Raw genomic sequence first — 21,086 nt, 5'->3', positions numbered from 1 at the left:
ACATGATAATTATCATTCTTTTTATGGAGTAAAAGTGACATCTTTGCCCCAGGTAAAGAGTTAGAATATGGATCAGAAAGAGTGTTACCATTGTGGTAATTCGGCGGAAGATACAGTAATTACATTTGATGATAAGAATTTTTGTTGTAACGGTTGTAAAACAGTTTATGAGATTTTTAGCAGCAATGATTTGTCGTACTATTATGATTTTCAATCTTCCCCGGGTGCGATTCCACAAGAAATGAATGGGAAATTTGATTTCCTTGATAATGATAAAATTGTAGATAAACTACTTGATTTTAAGGAGGATAATATTCAAATTATCACACTCTATATTCCTCATATCCATTGCAGTTCCTGTATATGGATCTTAGAAAATCTTCAGAAATTAAATTCGGGAATCAGTAGTTCTCAGGTAAACTTTCCGGAAAAAACGGTCAGAATAACTTATGATCCGTCTGTTTTTCCTGTAAAAGAACTTGTTTTACTGTTAAGTGCTATTGGATATGAACCTTATATTAGTCTTGATAATTTTGAATCCGGCAAGAAAAATATAGATAGAAGTTTAATTTATAAAGTAGGAGTTGCGTTTTTCTCTTTTGGAAACGTGATGTTGCTTTCTTTTCCTGAATATTTTGAAGTTGAAGAATTCTGGCTAGATCAGTACAAAGGTTTTTTCCGTTGGCTAATTTTTGCTTTATCATTGCCTTCACTATTTTATGCTGCCAGTGGTTATTTTATATCCGCATATAAGAGTCTGAAATATAAGCGACTGGATATTGATGTGCCCATTGCTTTAGGTTTACTGGTAATGTTTGTGAGAAGCACCTGCGATATTGTTTTCGGTTGGGGACAAGGGTATTTTGACAGTTTAACAGGGTTGGTGTTCTTTATGTTATTAGGAAAATTATTCCAACAGCAGACCTATAGCTTTTTATCTTTTGAAAGGGATTATAAATCCTATTTTCCGATTGCAATTACACGCGTTGATAAAGAAGGTAAGGAAGAATCTGTTCAGGTCTATGATATTGTTGCTGGAGACAGACTGTTGATCAGAAATCAGGAACTAATTCCTGTAGATGGTATTTTTATTAAAGGAGATGCTGAGATTGACTACAGTTTTGTAACAGGAGAAGCAGTTCCTGTGCATAAAAAATCAGGGGATACTATATATGCAGGAGGAAAGCAGATTTCCGGAGTAATTGAAATGGAAGTATTACATTCTGTCTCTCAGAGTTACCTGACTAAATTATGGAGTAATGATGTGTTCCAGAAAAAATCTACTCAGGATTATAAAACGATAACAGATAAGTTAAGTCGTTATTTCACTCCGTTTTTATTGATATTGGCATTTGTTTCCTTCGGATACTGGATATTTATAGATGTAGATACCGCTTTTCATGTATTTACAGCTATTCTGATCGTTGCGTGTCCTTGCGGACTGGCGTTGACAGCACCATTTACATTAGGGAATATTTTGCGTATTCTTGGTAACAGAAAGTTCTATCTTAAAAACATGATAGTTATTGAACAGATGTCTAAGATTGATACACTCGTTTTTGATAAAACAGGAACCATAACCACAAATAAAAAATCAAGTATTATTTATGAAGGAGTTACTTTATCTCAAGAAGATAAAGTGATTGTGAAAAATGCATTAAGAGGATCAAATCATCCATTGAGTAGAATGTTATATGAGTTTTTGCCTTTTGAGTCGCTTCAGGATGCCGTTCAGTTTGAAGAGATCGTGGGTAAAGGTATTCTTGCTCGTGTGGGAGATCATGATGTTAAAGTGGGGTCTGCCTCCTTTGTAGGAGGTTTAGCTGTAAAAGGAAAAGATCAGACAGAAGTACATATTAGTATTGATAATAACTATATAGGATGTTATATCTTTAAAAATCAATATCGAGAGGGGTTGCCCTCTTTATTTAAAAAATTATCTGAACAATATAAGCTGGTAGTTCTTTCCGGAGATAACGAAGGAGAGCGTAATACATTACAGCAGATTTTACCATCTAATACAGAATTGGTTTTCAATCAAAAGCCGGATCAGAAGTTGTCTTTTATCGAAAATTTGCAACAACAAGGTAATATCGTAATGATGATTGGCGACGGACTTAATGATGCAGGAGCATTAGCACAGAGTGATGTAGGAGTATCTGTTTCAGAGAATGTAAATGTATTCTCGCCTGCCTGCGATGCTATTCTGGATGCTACTGAATTTGAAAAGCTGAACAGATATTTAGTATTAACTAAAAGAGCAATGCGTGTTATTAAAATGAGTTTTGCACTCTCATTAGCCTATAATGTTGTAGGTTTGACATTTGCCGTAACAGGTCATTTATCGCCTTTAGTTGCAGCGATTATTATGCCATTAAGTTCAATTTCCGTTGTTAGTTTTGTGACAATTATGACAAATTATTACGCACAACGTATCTTTAGTGAAAAAAAAACAATAAAATATTAAAAAAATAATTTATTTTTACGCAAAATAATAACCGTTTACATGACAAATGTCATATTTTATTAAAAGAATGTGGGTTAGTTTTGTAACACAAATTTATTAAGAAATGAGTGTCATTTATTTATTAATTTCCATCAGTATTGTGGTAGCCGTTATATTCTTTTTCTCTTTTATCAAAGCAGTAAGGAGCGGTCAATATGATGACTCTTATACACCTTCAGTCAGAATGTTATTTGACGATGAGATCAAAAATGAAACACCAAAAACAAATCAGACAAAACAAGAAAAACAATCATGATTATGGAGATGCAACAATTTTATTACGATAACAAAATTGTAAAGAAGTTCCTTTACGCTACTATACTTTGGGGTGTGGTAGGGATGCTGGTAGGGTTATTACTAGCAGTAATGTTTTTATTCCCCAATATTACCGACGGTATTTCATGGCTTAGTTTTGGTCGATTAAGACCTTTACATACCAATGCAGTAATTTTCGCTTTCGTAGGTAATGCAATTTTTGCGGGGATATATTATTCATTACAACGTTTACTGAAAGCAAGAATGTTTTCAGATGTATTGAGTAGTATTCACTTCTGGGGATGGCAGCTTATTATAGTTGCTGCAGCAATTACTTTACCATTAGGTTTTACTTCATCAAAAGAATATGCTGAGTTAGAATGGCCAATAGATATTGCTATTGCCCTTATCTGGGTTACTTTTGGTATAAACATGATAGGTACAATGATAAAACGTAGAGAGAGACATTTATATGTCGCAATTTGGTTTTATCTGGCAACATTTGTAACCGTTGCTGTATTGCATATCTTTAATAGTTTAGAATTACCGGTTTCAGCATTCAAAAGTTATTCGGTATACGCAGGGGTTCAGGATGCTTTAGTACAATGGTGGTACGGACATAATGCAGTTGCATTCTTCCTTACAACACCATTTTTAGGGTTAATGTATTATTTCCTTCCTAAAGCAGCGAACAGACCCGTATATTCTTATAAACTATCAATTATTCACTTCTGGTCACTTATATTCATTTATATTTGGGCAGGACCACACCACTTATTATATTCAGCATTACCAGACTGGGCTCAGAATTTAGGTGTAGTTTTTTCAATTATGTTGCTTTTCCCATCTTGGGGAGGTATGATTAATGGGTTATTAACATTACGCGGTGCTTGGGATAAAGTACGTGTAGATCCTGTTTTAAAATTTTTCGTAGTTGCTATTACCGGTTATGGTATGGCTACTTTTGAAGGACCAATGTTGTCTCTTAAAAACGTAAATGCTATTGCTCACTTTACGGATTGGATCGTAGCGCACGTTCACGTAGGAGCCTTAGCTTGGAATGGTTTCATAACTTTCGGTATGATTTACTGGTTAGTACCTAGATTAACAAAATCAACATTATATTCTATACGTTTAGCAAATTTCCATTTCTGGATTGGAACTTTAGGTATTATTTTATATACAGTTCCTTTATATGTAGCCGGTTTTGCACAAGCTTCAATGTGGAAACAATTTAATCCGGACGGAACTTTAGTGTATGGTAACTTTCTGGAAACTGTGACACAAATTATGCCAATGTATGCATTACGTGCCATAGGAGGAACACTATATCTTATAGGTATGCTTGTATTAGTATATAACGTTATACAAACTGTTAGAAGAGGAAGTGCTATTACAGATGATTTAGCTCAGGCTCCGGCTTTAGTAAGAATTAGTAAAAATCGTATGCGTGGAGAAGGATTTCACGTTTGGTTAGAGCGTATGCCGATACAATTAACAATTTTAGCAACAATTACGATTTTAATTGGTGGAGCAATACAAATTATACCTACTATAGTAGTGAAATCTAATATCCCTACAATTTCAAGTGTAAAACCATATACACCATTAGAATTAGAAGGACGTGATCTTTATATCAGAGAAGGTTGTGTGTCTTGTCACTCTCAGCAAATCAGACCATTCCGTTCAGAAGTAGAGCGTTATGGAGAATACTCTAAAGCAGGAGAATATGTATATGACCATCCATTCTTATGGGGGTCAAAACGTACAGGACCAGATTTAATGCGTATAGGGGGAAAATATTCAGATAACTGGCATTTTAATCATATGTGGGATCCACAAAGTACCTCTGCTAATTCCATTATGCCTGGTTACAAATGGTTAACCAAGAGTGCTTTAAATTCTTCAGATATTCAGAAGAAGATGAGAGTAATGGTTAAATTAGGAGTACCATATACAGACCAGGAAATTGCAAATGCTGATAAAAGTATTGCAGCACAAGGTCAGAAAATAGAGAAAAACCTTTACGGTGATCCTGATTTTGTAAAAAGTTATGAAGCAAGTAAAAAAGCAGCTTTAGCTAACGAAGAAACTTTCATTCCGATGGCTGAACGTGAGATTGTAGCATTGATTGCTTATTTACAAAGATTAGGTACAGATATCAAGATTAAAGATGTTGATAACTCAAATAAATAAGAAATTATGCTAAAATTTATATCAAATCACATGAATACAATTGCTGGGATAGAAATCTATCCCATCATTACCTTGCTTATTTACATAGGTTTTTTTGTAGGTCTGTTTCTTTGGGTGATGACTTATAAAAAAGACAGTATCAAAGCATTGAGCGAGCTACCGTTACAGGACGATGACAATGACAATGACCAATAACCTATATTATACTTTTAAAAGCTTATAAAAATGAAAAAATTAATTCCATCATACGTTAGGGTACCCCTAATATTCGGTTTAGTTTTCCTTGGTATCGAATATGTGGTTGATTCCGGCGATAAACCTGCTTTCATTGAATATCCGATTATAACAGTCTTTTTAGTTGCATTCGTGATACTTTTGATTGCATTAGAAATTATGATAAGTGCAATCGATAATATTACGTATCATTTACTTTCAGAGGAAGAGAAAAAGAAACAGGATCAGCCTCTAAAAGTTAGAATTAAAGAAAGTGCTTTCATGAAGAGATTAATGAAAACATTAACAAAGAGTAAACCAATTGATGAAGAAGGAACTTTGCTATTAGATCATGATTATGATGGTATCAAAGAGCTGGATAACGTTTTGCCACCATGGTGGATATATGGTTTTTATATTTCAATTGTGTTTGCAGTAATATATTTTGTAAGATATGAAGTATTAGGAGGCGATAATCAGATTGCAGAATTTGATAAAGAAATTGCAGCAGCCCAGATTGCAATTGAAGAATATAAGAAAACAGCTGTAGATTTAATTGATGCAAATAATGCAACACTATTGACAGATGCAGGAGATTTAGCTAAAGGCAAAGCAATTTTTGACAGAGACTGCGCTGTATGCCATATGGCAGATGGAGGAGGAGGGATTGGTCCTAACTTTACAGACGATCACTGGATTTTAGGAGGAGGAATTAAAAATGTCTTCCATACTATTACAGAAGGTGGACGTGACGGTAAAGGAATGGTAGCCTGGAAAGCAGTTTTAAAACCATCAGAAATACAACAAGTAGCAAGTTTTATTTTAAGTCTGCAGGGAACTACTCCGGCAAATCCTAAAGAACCAGAAGGAGATATTATATGGACTCCAGCTATGGATTCAGAAGGAGGAGCAGATGATAAAGAAGCTCCGGTTACTGTAACCAATTCAACAGCTGTAACTTTAAACTAAATGCTAAATGGCAATGCGACAACCAGATGAATCTTTTAGAGATGGTATTGGAACAATAAATGAAGAGGGTAAAAGAGCATGGATTTATGCTAAAAAACCAAAAGGTAAGTTTTTTAATTATAGAAAATATGTGAGTTACACATTGTTGGCATTTTTATTGTCGGCACCATTTATCAAAGTGGGAGGTAACCAATTTTTATTATTTAATGTGATCGAAAGGAAATTCAATATTTTTGGATTTCCTTTCTGGCCACAGGATTTTTACCTTTTTGTTATATCAATAATAATTGGTTTAGTATTTATTGCTCTTTTTACTGTTGCTTTTGGTAGAATTTTTTGTGGTTGGATTTGCCCGCAGACCATTTTTCTGGAAATGATTTTCCGAAGAATAGAATTTTGGATAGAAGGAGACAGAGGAGCGCAGATTCGATTAGCAAAACAGGACTGGAATGGAGAGAAAATAAGAAAAAAAGGTTTTAAATGGTTCATTTTTTTCATTGTCTCTTTTATAATTGCTAATGTTTTTTTATGCTACGTTATAGGTAGTGATAATGTAATGAAACTGGTTCACGGAGGACCGTTAGAGAATATAAATACGCTCATAGCTTTATTAATTTTTACAGCTGTATTTTATTTCATATTTGCATGGTTCAGAGAACAGGTTTGTATTATTGTTTGTCCTTACGGAAGATTACAAGGAGCTTTACTGGATACAAAATCAATTATTGTTGCATATGATCACGTACGAGGCGAGAAAGAAGTAGGACGTGCTAAATTCAATAAAAAAGAAGACAGAGTTACATCAGGTAAAGGAGACTGTATTGATTGTTTCCAGTGTGTTCATGTTTGTCCTACAGGTATTGATATCAGAAACGGAACCCAGTTAGAATGTGTGAACTGTACAGCATGTATCGATGAGTGTGATCATATAATGGAAAGTGTCGAATTACCAAAAGGTTTAATACGATATGCATCAGAAGATGAAATTACTAAAAAAGAACCTTTCCGGTTTACACTCAGATTAAAAGGATATACTGCCGTACTTGTTATTCTGTGTGGGTTATTAGTAGGGATGCTATTCCTAAGAACAAGTGTTGAAACAACGATTTTGAGATTACCAGGTCAGTTATTTGAACATAAAGGAGAAAATATCAGCAATGTATTTACTTACAAAATGATCAATAAAACGGTTAAAGATATGGATAGTATTCATTTCAGATTATTATCTCCCAAAGGTGAAATTAAAATGGTAAGAGATCAGTACTTTAAAGTTCAGAAAGAAGGAATGGTTCAGGGAACGTTATTTATTGAGATAAAGCAGTCTTTATTAGAAGGAGATAAGACCAAATTGAAAATTGGAATATACAATGGAGAGGAAGAACTCGAAACTACTACAACCAATTTCTTAGGTCCAAGAAGTTTTTAATTTAATAAAAAACAATATTATGAAAATCAATTGGGGAACAGCTATAGTAATTGCATTTGCTCTTTTTATCAGCTTTATTATGTATTTTGTTATAAAAGTTCAGACGAATACAAAGTATGATAATGAGATGGTCGTTGATGAGTATTATAAGCAGGAATTAGTCTTTGAGAATCAGTTGAACAGAGAACGTAATGGTAGGGATTTAGCTACTAATATTCAGATAATTACATCTGATGAAGGTATAAAAATAGAATTTCCTAAGGAATTCGATCCAAAGGAAATTACAGGAACAGTGTCCCTATACAGACCATCCAACAAGCGTCTGGATTTTGAAATACCTATTTCTTTATCTGATTCATACATACTCATACCTAAAAGTAGTCTTGTAGATGGTCGTTGGGACATTATTATTAACTGGAAAGCCGATAAAAAGGATTTCTATTTTAAAGATGTTTTAACTTATAAATCATAGATATGTTATGGTCTGCAGTTGTATTAGGGCTTTTTAGTAGTTTTCACTGTGTGGGCATGTGTGGTCCGATCGCAATGATGTTACCGATAGATCATAATAACTCTGTAAAAAAGTTTTTTCAGATATTTACATATCATTTCGGAAGATTAATGGCCTATGCTAGCATAGGTCTTACTTTTGGCTTTTTGGGGAAAGGATTATATTTAGCAGGAATACAGCAGAAGTTATCCATTATTATCGGGATATTGATGATTATCGTTATTCTGATTCCGGAAAAAAAATTCCAGCAGTATAATTTTTCCAGACCTGTCTTTAAGATTATCTCCAGGCTTAAATCTTCTTTAGGTCAGCAATTCAAAAAAAAATCATTCAAGTCCCTTTTTATCATTGGTCTGTTAAACGGTTATTTACCATGTGGAATGGTTTATATGGCTTTATTCGGAGCAATTGCAATGGGTTTTGCGCTTAAAGGATCTCTTTATATGATCCTTTTTGGTTTAGGCACCATTCCTTTAATGACCAGTGTTGTTTATATTGGAGCATTTTTGTCTATTCCCGTCAGAAATAAAATTCAGAAAGCAATTCCTTATATTGCTGTATTCATTGGTATGCTTTTTATTCTCAGAGGTCTAGGGCTGGGAATACCCTATATCTCTCCCTCTAATATGAGTCTGTTTGTTACGGAGAATCCTGATTGTGTGGTTCCAGGACGTTAATTTAAAAATAAAAAAGACATTCTTTAATAGCAAAGAATGTCTTTTTGTCTAAAAAAAAATAATCTAAAATTTTAACTTATTAAGAATAAGTTTATATAGTCATAGAAAACAATTTTGTTTCCGGTGTCTTTCTTTTTAAACGAAGATCGAAAGCCATACAAAGGTTTCTTACAAATGGTTTTCCCTTTTCAGTTACCTGTATAGTAGTATCATTAATAGTAATTAATCCATCATTTTTCATTTCCTCCAGTTGATCTATAATAGATGGGATTTCAGGAAATAACGTTTCTTTTTCATTCCAGGAGGTTTCAAAATGGCACATCAGATTCAGAATATGTTGTCTAATTACCAGATCTTCCTCAGTAAGAATGTGTCCTCGATAAATAGGGAATTCTTTATTTTCCAGTAATTCATAGTATTCTTCTATTGATTTTGTGTTTTGTGCAAAACCGTACCAACTGTCACTGATAGAAGAAACTCCTAAACCAATCATCAGTTTGGTTTTAGAAGCACTGTATCCCATGAAATTACGGTGTAGATCACCATTTTGGGCAGCCTGATATAATTTATCTTCTTTAAAAGCGAAATGATCCATACCGATCTCGTGGTAACCTATTTCTGAAAGCATGTTTTTTCCTATTTCATATAGTTTTCTTTTCTGGTCATCTTTAGGGACATCCTCATCTTTGAAACCACGTTGTCCATTTCCTTTTATCCATGGCACATGTGCATAACTGTAAAAGGCAAGACGATCCGGAAAAAGAGATTTTGTTTTTTCTATAGTATCAATAATATCTGTTTCTTCCTGAAAAGGAAGTCCGAATATCAGATCATGACTAACAGAAGTATATCCTATTTCTCTTGCCCAGAGCGTAACTTTTGCTACATTGGCGAAAGGCTGTACACGGTGGATTGCTTTCTGAACCTTTTCATTATAATCCTGAACACCATAACTAACACGTCTGAAACCCAGATCATATAATTTTTTTAGATGTTCATGCGTAGTGTTATTAGGGTGACCTTCAAAGCTAAAATCATATTGTTTCGCTTTATCAGCTCTTTTAAAAAGCCCGTTTATAAGAGTCTCCAGATTATTAGAAGAAAAGAAAGTAGGAGTACCACCCCCTAAATGTATTTCTTTGATAACAGGTCTTTCACCTAACACGTCACAATATAGATCCCATTCTTTAAGTAGAGCTTGTATGTACGGGTCTTCTACTTCATGTCTTTTTGTTATACGTTTATGGCATCCACAAAAAGTGCATAAACTTTCACAAAAAGGCAGGTGTATATACAGACTGATACCTTCAGATTTATTACTTTCCATAAAAGCTTTTTGCATGCTTTTAATATACTCTTGCTTTGAAAACTGTTGTTCTTCCCAATAAGGTACTGTTGGATAGCTAGTATATCTAGGACCCGGTACGTTATATTTTTCAATTAGGGTAGGTGTCATTATTTGTAAGTTTGATGAAAACAAAATTAAGGAAAACTCTATTTCATAAAAATGACAATTATCATATTAAAACAAAATATAAACATATAGAATTAAGGAAGCTTTGTGTTTTAACAAAATAGTGATAATATTTTTCGGCTATAGTATTCTTTAGAGAGACTTTACACAGGGTAAACACATTTATTTTTCACTAAATTAGATGTTTTTATGTTTATTATCTATAAAAATATAGATGATAATTATTTTTTTAAGAATATTATATTTAATATATTAGCTGGTTAAAATCTTAATTTATTATGTGTAAATATTATGTTAAAACACAAAGATTGCCAAATGGTGATTTTGAGATTCATAAAGAAGGATGTTTGTTTGAACCATTATATTTTATAAGAGACTATTTAGGTGAATATAACCACAGTAAAGAGGCTATAGAATCAGCAGAAAAGATATATAAACACATTAATGCCTGTAAGCATTGCTTGGGGAAATATCATAAAGGATAATAGAATTCTGTTCGATTTAGCTTTTAGGTTATTATCAGATTTTAAAAAGTAAATTTATATATTTAACTTTCGGTATTGCAATGGCGATGTATGTTTTAATTCTTTAAATTTTCGATTGAAATTAGAGATATTATTAAAACCGCATAATTCAGCAATTTCTAAAACAGAAAGCTCACTATTATTTGCTAATAATTTTGAAGCATGCTCAATTCTTACTTCTATTAAAAACTGAAAAAAAGATTTCTTAGTTCGGATTTTGAAATAGTGACAAAAAGCATTTTTGGTCATGTTAGCAATCGAAGCAATTTCGTCCAGATTTATGTTTTTATGGAAGTTAGTCATTACATACTCAAAAACAGTTTGCATCCGTTTTCCTTCATTATCAATGATTTTTTTATCGTATAAATAATTGGAAAGTTGTTTTTTTTCATTATCGGAAAGCCATTTTATAATTTTTAAAAACAGAATAAAACGCACATAATTATCAGCTTTTTTTAATTTTTTAAATAAGCCGGTAATTTTTTTTGGAGTATTATGAATTATAAACCCATTTTTACTGCTTTCCAGAAAAGGATAAATATTTTTAAAGATAGATAGGCTAAAGAAATCTTTTCCAAACGAATTCATTGTAAAAAATAATGTGAGCATAACAGATGATTCGTTTTCATGTACTTCACTTCTAAAAACATGAGGTAAATTACTGCCTATGACTATTATATCCCCTTCCTGATAGTGTGAAATAGTGTCCCTGACAAAAATATTACCTTTTCCTTTTTCGATAAAACTTATCTGAATTTCTTCGTGTTGGTGAAGTTTGTCATAAAAGACAAGCTCTCTGTCCTCTTGATATATAAGAGGATTTTCCCCCGATTTTGGAATTTTAAACGGAAAAACTTTCATGATTGGGACAGCTTAATTACAGTCAAATATATTTTATTTAGCTTAAAAAAATAGTATTTTTTTTGTTTTTTTGTAGGAACATCTTATAGGTATCTGTTATATCTGTTAATTATAAGATTATTTAAGGAAAAGTATGGTTAGATTATAGTAAACTAGTGACTCTTTATTTAGATTCTGTTTTTTATGTAGTAAATATTCAAAAGTGTCTTTAAATTATAAGATAAATAAGTTTGTTTTTTTATAGAGTATTTTTTTTAACTTAAAAAGTTATTAATTATGTATTGTTTCTAATTAAGATAGTATCAATAATTTAAAGCCTATCATGGTAATTTTGGAGTTAACCAATTAACCCAAACATAATTATGAGAATAAAATTACTAGCATTATTGCTGATTTTTATGACAGCAAAAATTAGTGGACAAGGACTTCCTTGTCGGACAACAGAAGAAAATGCTAAAGTGTATCGGGCTGATCCGAGTTCACTTCAGGAGAAAAAAGATTTTGACGCTTTTAGTAAAAAGTTTGTACTTCAACGTAAAAGTAAAACATCAAAAGAAGGGGATGTTACCTATACCATTCCGGTAGTTTTTCATATTTATGGAGAAGTACAAAGCGGTAAAACAGTAACTTATGAAAAAATTGTAAATCATTTAGCTCAATTAAATGATGATTTTAATGGTCGAAATGCAGATTATCAGACTGTAGAACCTTTTTTTCAGGCAAGAAGAGGAACTTTGAAGATTGAATTCAAATTAGCAAAAATTGATCCTAATGGAGGCTGTACCTCAGGAGTAGTTTTTCATCCGGCTAAAAACGGTTATGGAAACGGTGGCGGTTATGACGATCAAATTGCCGCAGATGCATGGGATAACACTAAATACATGAACGTTTATATTCAGAATGATTTATATAACGAAGACGTTTATAATAATTCCGGAGTGGCATGGTATCCAAATTCCGCTATGACAGCCAATAATACAGCACGTGTTGTTTTTAACGGAGCCTATCTTTATGATAATTCTTATAACAAAGAATTTTCTGCAACGTTGACTCATGAATTTGGTCACTTTATGAACTTAATTCACACTTTTGAAGGTGGTTGTTCCGGTACCGATGAAGTTGATGACACCCCTGCAGAAGATGCTAAGCATACACTTGCCTGTACTCCAGGGACAAATTGTAGCGGAGATAAGGTAAATTTTGAAAATTATATGGGTTATAACGGTGCACAAGGATGTTATAAAATGTATACTCAGGGGCAGATAGACAGAATGCTGGCAGCTTTGCAGCATCCTGCAAGAATTACACTCTGGCAACCCCAGAATTTAATAGATACAGGAGTAAATTTAACAGGAAGTGCATTAGCAGTAGCCGGTACAACTTTTAAAGAAGCAGTTGTTAATGACGGTTCTTTTAATACCTCTTCAACAATAACTATTAGTGGAAATAAGACGTTTGCTCTTAGTTCAGGAACAATGTTAGCCGGAACGCATTTTACACACACTTTTCCGGCAGGAATTACACCGATTGTTACCGTTAATTCAAGTGGACAAGTAACAGTGACCCTTTCCGGGAAAGCAACGAATCATACTGTAGCAAACAATACAACAGCCGGGATTACATTTTTGTCTGCTGCTTTTGTTGGTGGAACTGCTGATTTAACTTGTACATCACTATTTTACAGTTTAAAATTTACAGATCCTTACGGGATATTTTTTGTAGATATGCCAAATGCTACAGTTTCTTCAGATTTAACCTGGAAATTTTTTGATATAGAAAAAGGAGATGACACTTCATTTGGAGCTTGGCGTTATGTTGCGAATGCTTTAAAAATTGAAACCTATGGTAAAAAGTTAGTTTGTCAGACAGGGACAAGAAATATTTCCTTATTAGCCCAAAATGTAGCGGTTGGACCATTGAGTAATATGACTGCTCCCGGAGCATATCCGGATCAGTTAGATTTGCGAACAGCAGGTTATACAGCATGGGATGGGAAGTCCGGTTACGTTGGTTTCGAATACCAGATTGACGGATTAACCTGTTATGGCTGGTTTAAGGTTGATGTAGCAGCTGATGGTGATGGTTTTACTATTTCTGAATATGCTTATAATACACAGCCCAATACACCAATTTATACAGGAATGACGGCTAAAACAGCCGTTACTTTATCAGATGGTGTTTTGTATGAAGCAGAGTCCAATGATGGTAGTGTAACAGCAACAAGTACGATTTCATTATCGACGAACAATGGAACATTTACTAAAAGCAGCGGAACATTTACTGTAGGAACCGATTATCTGATTACCGGAGTTCCTTCAGGACTAACCGCAATATTGACACTTCAGGGGAATAATAAAGTTGTAGTTTCCTTTACAGGAAAAGCTACAGCACATATTCCGACAAATAATGCTGTAGTGACGATTACACTGAAAGATGCTGCTATAACTGGCGGACTTGCAACTCTTGACAGCTCTTCTAAAACCATTAATTTAAAATTTGATGCGCCATATGGTATTTTTTATGTAAATAATACAGATTATGTGGCTTCCGCAACTCAGACCTGGCAGTATTTTGATTTAGGAATTGGTGACGATACAGAATATGGAGCATGGCAATTTGCAACAGCTGCTCTGAAAATGGAAACCTATGGTAAAAGATTAGTTTGTCAGCCCGGAACCAGAAATATTACTTTAATTAATCAAGGAACCTCAATAGGTGTATCAAGTAGTTTTGTAGCTCCTGGTGCAGCTTATCCTGACCAGTTAGATCTGAGAACGGCAAGCTACACAACATGGGATAATCAGACAGGATATGTAGGTTTTGAATATAAGAGCAGAGGACGTACCTGTTATGGCTGGATGCACATAAAAGTAGATGTCGGCGGAGTTGGTTATACCGTTTTGGATTATGCATATAACACTAAACCCAATGAACCGATTCAGGCAGGAACACAAACCGGAACAACCGTTTTAGCGCCCACAAGTTTAGCCGCAATAGCTAATAGTGCTAACTTAGAAGTACAATTGACATGGACGAACAATGCTGTAAATGCTACAAATATTGTAATAGAAAGAGCCGGAGCAGATACTGTTTTTGCTGAAATTGCAACTTTGTCAAGTACGGTATCAACGTATACCAATACAGGTTTAACAGTCGGAAATACCTATAAATACAGAGTTCGTGCAAAAGCAAATACAATTTATTCCGCTTATTCTAACGAAGTTTCTGCTACTGTTACTGCCAGTTCAGCTTATTGTACCACGCAGGCAGATAACAAATATGAATATATCAATTCAGTAACTATCGGAAGTTTTAATCATACCTCCGGTAAAGATACTGGTGGTTATGCAGATTACTCATCTAAAGTGGTGACATTAACACCCAATACGAGTACAAGCGTAAGTTTGGTGCCTGGTTTTTCAGGAGATGCCTATTTAGAATATTGGGGAGTTTGGATTGATTACAATAAAAACAATGTTTTTGAAGCTTCAGAAAGAGTAATTGACGGAGTTTCTTCTAACGGTACTGCTACAGGTAGTTTCACACCAGTTAACTTTACAGGATCAACAAGAATGCGTATTGTAATGAAATATAATGCTAACCCAACAGCTTGTGGTACTATTGTTGACGGAGAAGTAGAAGATTACACAGTCGTTTCAGGTACGGTAACAACACCGATATTGGCAACACCAACCAATATTGGTAATTCAGGTGTTTATTCAACAGGATTTTATAGTTCATGGAATACAGTTGCAAATGCAATAGATTATGAAGTACAACTAAATAATTCAACTATAGGCTGGACCACTTTTGGAACTTCAATGACCTATTATTTATGGATTCCGAAACAAGGTACGCAAACTGTATATGAGTTTAGAGTCAGAGCTAAAAATGCTACCGATGTAAGTCTATGGAGTACTCCATTTACGGTTGATTTACAATCAGGTAGTACTGGGTCAGATCAGACAGGTATTAAAAAATCATTTACCATGTATCCGAATCCGACTTCAGATGTAGTTAATTTTAATTTCACCAATCTGGATGTATCAAATGTAAAAATAACAATTTATGATATTACCGGATTAGTAGTAGGTGTTTTAGAAAAAACAACTTCTTATGCAGTACATCACCTTAAAAAAGGAGTGTATATTGTAGTGGCTACAGATGGTAGTTTTACTGAATATAAAAAGTTATTGATTAAGTAATTATAGGTTTTATTATAATGAAAAAGGGGAAACGATTTTTCGTTTCCCCTTTTGTTTTGTGGAGTCGCCGAGAATCGAACTCGGGTCCAAACAAGCAATCAAAGAGTTTTCTACACGTTTATTTCCTGATTAGATTTTCGTTATTGAGCAAGGCCAGAAACAGCCACACAATACTTAGTCTCTTAGTTGTCAGAATCTCCGCGAAACAAGAAGATCCCTAGATTTATTTTTACGGTTCCTCTTTGCTGAACGCCACAAATCAAGGCTTTCAAGAGGAATCCTGCTTCCCTACCTGGTAGGGACAAGGCTAATCTTACTATAGTTCAGATTATGCAGCTAGAGCGTAGTTTTCTTCGCCGTTTAAAAAGTGTAAAACATGATATTTACGAGCTGTGTCTCAGCGCTCGACGTGCTTACCGTTTAATTCCACTCGCTGTCAAAACCAGTCGACCCCAAATGGGATGCAAAGATAATAAATTATATTATAAATAATGAATTTAAAAAAGGAAGATAAAACAATAAGATTGTAATTACCACTATTCACTATCCAGTTCAAAAGGATAATCTCCAAAAAGAATTGCCAGATTTTTTACTTTATAAGTTTTATGATTAAATTTATTTGATAATGCAATTATAGTAACAGTATCGTTTTTTAGTTTCACATAAGATGTAGTATTTCCATGCCACCAGCCATTATGATAAAATAGTTTCTGACCATTATTCCATTCTATCATTCGAATTCCTAAACCATAATTTTTTGTTCCTTTATGCTCATAACTGTACCCTTTGAAAACAGCTGCTACCAGTTCAGGGTTTAAAAATTGTTTAGAATAAGTTGCCAGATCAAATTTCAGCAAATCTCTGGGAGTAGAATAGATGTTTTTATCCCCATAAATATTATCCAGATAATTTAATTGATATTCCGTATTATCTGTTTTATAAGATATACTGGATGTTTCTCTGTCTTTATTGTAGTCAAAAACAAAGGTGTTTTTCATTTCCAGAGGCTCAAATATCATTTTTTGCATAGCTTCCGGATACTTCATATTCGTTATTTTTTCAATAACTAAAGCAAGTATCGTATAATTAGTATTACAGTAACTAAATTTCGTATCCGGTCTGAATTCTAATGGTATATGGTGTTTTCCAAGTAACATCAGAATATCATTATTAGATAACATTTTTTTTGAATCCCATATCTTTTTGTTTTCAGTGAAGTAAGCATAATTTTGCAAACCACTTCGATGATTCAGAAGCGTTTTAATAGTAATATCCGAATAGGGAAAGGTGCTCAGAACTGAATTTACTTTTTGATCCAGATCAAGTTTTTTAGCATCTATTAATTTTAATACAGCAGTTGCAGTTAGAACTTTACCCACAGAAGCAAGGTGTATTGGGGTTTCTGATGTTATTGAAATATTTTTCTTTTTATTAGCAAGTCCCTGATAATTTTCAAAAAGAATTTGTCCATTCTTAGCCACTAAAAAGCTTCCGCTTATTTTATTTTTTGTCCAGTTCTCCTGGTAATATTTCTGAATAGCTTTATGTTTTTCATTACAATAAGAAGAATCAAGTAATGTCAATTTTAAATTCAGAGGAGAGATTTTAAAAACAGAATCCTGAAGAATTATTGAATTTTGTTTAGGAGTTTTTGTTTTACTCTGCTGATTGCAGGAAAGAAAAATAAGAAGGAATAAAATAGAAGGTGTACGTAGGGCGGTTAAAATCTGGTTCATTTTGTTAGGAGCTTATAGCGCAAATATAGACAAAGAAACAGACTGTTAAAATTGCTTTTATAATAATCTTAACAAACTAATTTAATTGACTTCATATTATCTGAGAAATCATTTTGTGTTTTCTGCTACTATTGCTTTTTAAAATTTAATTTGTTATATTTGAAACAAATAATATAATAAAAGTTAATTAATTACATATAATTTATACTTTTAAAAAATTATTTTTCAGAAAATGTAGTCTCATTTATCTCATCTCAAAAATTATAAAATGAAGTTTGGAATTATAAAAGAAAGAAAAACACCTCCGGAAAGGAGAGTTGTTCTTACCCCCGAAAAATTAGTTCTGATGAAAGAAAAGTTTCCGGAGATCACTGTAAAAATTGAAAGTTCCGATAACAGAATATTTACAGATGAACAATATTCAGAATTAGGGTTTGAAGTTTCTAAAGATATGAGTGATTGTGATGTACTGATTGGAGTCAAAGAAGTTCCTGTTGATGCTTTAATTCCCAATAAGAAATATATATTCTTTTCCCATACTATTAAAAAACAAGCCTTTAATAGAAAATTACTTCAGACAATTCTAGAAAAGAATATTGAACTGTATGATCATGAAACCATGGTGGATCAGAATAATAAGAGGCTGATTGGTTTTGGAAGATATGCCGGAATTGTAGGGGCATATAACGGAATAAGAGCCTTTGGAATAAAATTTGAGTTATTTAAATTACCCAAAGCAGAGACCTTAAGCTGTCGAGAAGGTTTGATTACACAACTGAAAAGAGTTGTTCTTCCTCCGATAAAGATTGTTGTGACCGGAAATGGAAAAGTACCTACAGGAATCAAAGAGATTCTGGATGCCATGAAGATCAAACAGGTTACTCCAGAAAACTTTCTGACTAAAATATACGCTTCAGCTGTTTATACTCAGATAGGGGTTGCGGATTATATGATTCGAAAAGACAGAAAACCTTTTGATAAACAGGATTTTTATACCAATCCAGGAGAATATGAATCTGATTTTGAAAAATATTCTAAAGTTGCCGAGATTCTTATGACCGGTCATTTTGCTGCAAATGATTCTCCCGTAATCCTTACCGGAGAAATGGTAAAAGCTAAAGATTGTAAGATTAAAGTAATAGCAGATATATCCTGTGATATAAATGGTCCAATAGTAACCACTCTTCGTACTTCGACAATAGCAGAACCTTTATATGGATATCACCCAAAGGAAGAAAAAGAAGTAGATATATTTCATCCGGCTGCAATAGTAGTGATGGCTGTAGATAATTTACCTTGTGAAATTCCAAAAGATGCCAGTGAAGGGTTTTCAGATATGTTTGTTGAACATGTCGTTCCGGCTTTTTTAAATAATGACAAAGACGGAATACTACATCGGGCAAAAATGACTGAAAAGGGTAAGCTAACAGAAAGATTCAAATATCTGCAGAACTATGTAGATGGTAAATAAAAAAATCTTAAATCCTAGCCAGAAGAACCAATAATAAATATAATTAGTCAGACACTCTCTTTTTGATCTTTCAGAATAGATTTTGTCTACAGAAAAAGAATTTGTTTGTTTTTTGTTTATCTTGTTATTTAAATTACTAAAAAACATCCAATAATTATAAATTAATCCATTATAAATTATGAATTAAAGAAAGGAATGTTATTTTTGTGACCTTTATAAACAGAGATCAAAAATAATATCAAAAATAAAATGGGTACAGATCAGGTTAAAACCAACTATTCAGCACTTTTCACTCTTATCAGTGTTTTCTTTTTTTGGGGATTTATAGCAGCAAGTAACGGTGTATTTATCCCTTTTTGTAAAAGCTATTTTAATCTGGATCAGTTTCAGTCCCAATTAATAGATTTTGCTTTCTATGGAGCGTATTACTTAGGTGCATTGGGATTATATATATTCGGTTCTTTTTCCGGTAAAGATTTGGTGGGAGCCTGGGGATATAAGAAAAGCATTGTGTATGGATTACTTTTCTCTCTGATTGGTGCGATACTGATGATTATTGCTGTTAATTTTGGAGGGTTTACCGCTATTCTTTTTGCCTTATTCATTGTTGCTTTAGGTTTTTCATTGCAACAAACAGCAGCACAGCCTTTTGCTTACAGTCTTGGTGATCCTAAAACAGGAATGACAAGAGTCAATCTGGGAGGAGGAATTAACAGCTTTGGAACGATGATTGGTCCCATTGTTGTGACCTTCGTTCTATTTGGAGTAGTAAGCGTTAGTGACGAAGAAATTAAAAATCTCGGATTGAGCACGATCAGTTATTTATACGCAACAGTGGGTGGATTATTTTTAATATGTGCTTTAATTATTGGTTTATCTAAAAGTATTCCAACAGGCATAACTTCTGAGAATATCGAGAAAAGTAATAAAGCAATTATTGCCCTTTCTGTTATTACCTTACTATTGATTATTTGTTTTGCTCCAATTTTTGCAAGTTATTCCAATCTGAATCCAGATATATCTATTGAAGAATTACGAGAAATAGAACATCACAGAATGTATTGGTTAACAGGTGCTTTATTTGTTATTATTCTGGGTTTATTATTTGCTAATCAGAAAGCATCAAAGAACGGAGAAGGATGGGGCGCTATGAAATACCCTCAATTGGTTTTAGGGATGATAGCATTGTTCACTTATGTTGGAGTAGAAGTAGCTATTGGAAGTAATCTCGGAGAATTGCTGAGTTTAGAAGATTTTGGAGGAATGCAGGCTTCAGATATAGGACCCTATGTATCAATGTACTGGGGAAGTATGATGATCGGACGTTGGGCAGGAGCGATCAGTGCATTTGATTTTAAAAATGAAACTAAAAAGATACTGACCCTGATATTACCGATTATTGCTTTTGGGATTATTCTGGGTGTAAATTATATTACAGGAAAAGATATCAGACCATTATACTACTTTATAGGATGCGTTATTGTTCAGATTATTGCTTTTTACATCTGCAAAGATAAACCCGCAAGAACCCTTATGATATTTGCTGTTTTGGGAACAATTTCCATGGTTATCGGAATGGTAACCTCAGGAATGGTTGCAATTTATGCTTTCTTAGCAGGAGGACTCTGGTTATCCATTATGTGGCCTGCCATTTTCAGTTTAGCCATTACAGGATTAGGAAAGTATACCACACAAGGCTCCGCCTTTTTGATTATGATGATATTAGGAGGAGGGATAATTCCGCCGTTACAGGGAAAATTAGCAGATATAATAGGAATTCATCAGTCCTATATTATTCCTACGCTATGCTTTGTTTATCTCGCTGCATTTGCTTTTATTGTAAAAGGAATTCTGAAAAAACAGAATATTGATGTAGATGCAATTTAATGGATAGTTGACAGTGTATAGTTGATAGTTATTTGTGATTGATTATTAGCTCTTAAAATCTAAAATATAGTTTCTTTTTAAGCGATTAATTATGAGGTAAAACCTATAATTAATCGCTTTTTACATTTAGTTAGCTTAACATTAGATATATTATTTTTTTAAATAAATCAAGAGC

Annotated in this window: 14 protein-coding genes and 1 other RNA gene; 11 read left to right on the top strand and 4 right to left on the bottom strand. The window is 33.3% G+C overall.

Translation table 11 applies throughout. The features are described 5' to 3' along the window. Window positions 1-67 precede the first annotated feature (67 nt). The 7 genes from AC4FQX_RS01300 (at window position 68) to AC4FQX_RS01270 (ending at window position 8,753) form a co-directional block, all read left to right on the top strand. Complete coding sequence (locus AC4FQX_RS01300) at window positions 68-2,467, top strand: heavy metal translocating P-type ATPase (RefSeq protein WP_491165853.1); 2,400 nt, start codon at window positions 68-70, stop codon at window positions 2,465-2,467. Window positions 2,468-2,570: 103 nt separating this feature from the next. Further along, on the top strand, window positions 2,571-2,762 hold the full coding sequence (gene ccoS, locus AC4FQX_RS01295) for a cbb3-type cytochrome oxidase assembly protein CcoS (protein ID WP_491165852.1): 192 nt from the start codon (window positions 2,571-2,573) through the stop codon (window positions 2,760-2,762). Between the two features lie 2 nt (window positions 2,763-2,764). Continuing rightward, on the top strand, window positions 2,765-4,957 hold the full coding sequence (ccoN, locus tag AC4FQX_RS01290) for a cytochrome-c oxidase, cbb3-type subunit I (protein WP_491165851.1): 2,193 nt from the start codon (window positions 2,765-2,767) through the stop codon (window positions 4,955-4,957). Window positions 4,958-5,182: 225 nt separating this feature from the next. After that, window positions 5,183-6,139, top strand: a complete 957-nt coding sequence (locus tag AC4FQX_RS01285) for a cbb3-type cytochrome c oxidase N-terminal domain-containing protein (RefSeq protein ID WP_491165850.1) — start codon at window positions 5,183-5,185, stop codon at window positions 6,137-6,139. A 13-nt stretch (window positions 6,140-6,152) separates the two neighbouring features. Next, window positions 6,153-7,565, top strand: a complete 1,413-nt coding sequence (gene ccoG / locus AC4FQX_RS01280) for a cytochrome c oxidase accessory protein CcoG (protein ID WP_491166302.1) — start codon at window positions 6,153-6,155, stop codon at window positions 7,563-7,565. 19 nt (window positions 7,566-7,584) lie between these two features. Then, entirely contained in the window at window positions 7,585-8,037 is a 453-nt protein-coding gene (locus AC4FQX_RS01275) for a FixH family protein (protein WP_491165849.1), read from the top strand. Between the two features lie 2 nt (window positions 8,038-8,039). Then, complete coding sequence (locus AC4FQX_RS01270) at window positions 8,040-8,753, top strand: sulfite exporter TauE/SafE family protein (RefSeq protein ID WP_491165848.1); 714 nt, start codon at window positions 8,040-8,042, stop codon at window positions 8,751-8,753. Window positions 8,754-8,844: 91 nt separating this feature from the next. On the opposite strand, the gene hemN is transcribed toward AC4FQX_RS01270, so the two are convergent. Beyond that, window positions 8,845-10,209, bottom strand: coding sequence for an oxygen-independent coproporphyrinogen III oxidase (gene hemN / locus AC4FQX_RS01265; RefSeq protein WP_491165847.1), 1,365 nt, complete (start codon window positions 10,207-10,209; stop codon window positions 8,845-8,847). 296 nt (window positions 10,210-10,505) lie between these two features. On the opposite strand from hemN, the gene AC4FQX_RS01260 reads away from it, so the two are divergent. After that, entirely contained in the window at window positions 10,506-10,712 is a 207-nt protein-coding gene (locus AC4FQX_RS01260) for a hypothetical protein (protein ID WP_491165846.1), read from the top strand. Between the two features lie 54 nt (window positions 10,713-10,766). Here the strand turns inward: AC4FQX_RS01260 and AC4FQX_RS01255 are convergent, their stop codons facing one another. Next, window positions 10,767-11,612, bottom strand: a complete 846-nt coding sequence (locus AC4FQX_RS01255) for an AraC family transcriptional regulator (RefSeq protein ID WP_491165845.1) — start codon at window positions 11,610-11,612, stop codon at window positions 10,767-10,769. A 362-nt stretch (window positions 11,613-11,974) separates the two neighbouring features. Here AC4FQX_RS01255 and AC4FQX_RS01250 point away from each other — a divergent pair, with 362 nt between their 5' ends. After that, window positions 11,975-15,817 carry a M43 family zinc metalloprotease gene (locus tag AC4FQX_RS01250; protein WP_491165844.1) on the top strand — a complete coding sequence of 1,281 codons (3,843 nt, stop codon included), beginning with the start codon at window positions 11,975-11,977 and terminating at the stop codon, window positions 15,815-15,817. A 56-nt stretch (window positions 15,818-15,873) separates the two neighbouring features. Here AC4FQX_RS01250 and ssrA read toward each other — a convergent pair. Together ssrA and AC4FQX_RS01240 are read right to left on the bottom strand one after the other, a co-directional pair. Beyond that, window positions 15,874-16,271: a transfer-messenger RNA gene (gene ssrA / locus AC4FQX_RS01245) on the bottom strand. A gap of 82 nt (window positions 16,272-16,353) precedes the next feature. Beyond that, complete coding sequence (locus AC4FQX_RS01240) at window positions 16,354-17,553, bottom strand: serine hydrolase domain-containing protein (protein WP_491165843.1); 1,200 nt, start codon at window positions 17,551-17,553, stop codon at window positions 16,354-16,356. Between the two features lie 268 nt (window positions 17,554-17,821). Here AC4FQX_RS01240 and AC4FQX_RS01235 point away from each other — a divergent pair, with 268 nt between their 5' ends. Together AC4FQX_RS01235 and AC4FQX_RS01230 are read left to right on the top strand one after the other, a co-directional pair. Then, window positions 17,822-19,024 (top strand): NAD(P)-dependent oxidoreductase, encoded by a 1,203-nt coding sequence (locus AC4FQX_RS01235; RefSeq protein ID WP_491165842.1) that lies wholly within the window; start codon window positions 17,822-17,824, stop codon window positions 19,022-19,024. 249 nt (window positions 19,025-19,273) lie between these two features. Beyond that, complete coding sequence (locus AC4FQX_RS01230; protein WP_491165841.1) at window positions 19,274-20,911, top strand: MFS transporter; 1,638 nt, start codon at window positions 19,274-19,276, stop codon at window positions 20,909-20,911. The last annotated feature ends 175 nt before the right edge of the window (window positions 20,912-21,086 follow it).

The organism is Flavobacterium sp. AK-301, assembly GCF_058310215.1.
The sequence above is the reverse complement of the archived record's forward strand: the minus strand, read 5'-3'. Positions and strand labels throughout refer to the sequence as shown.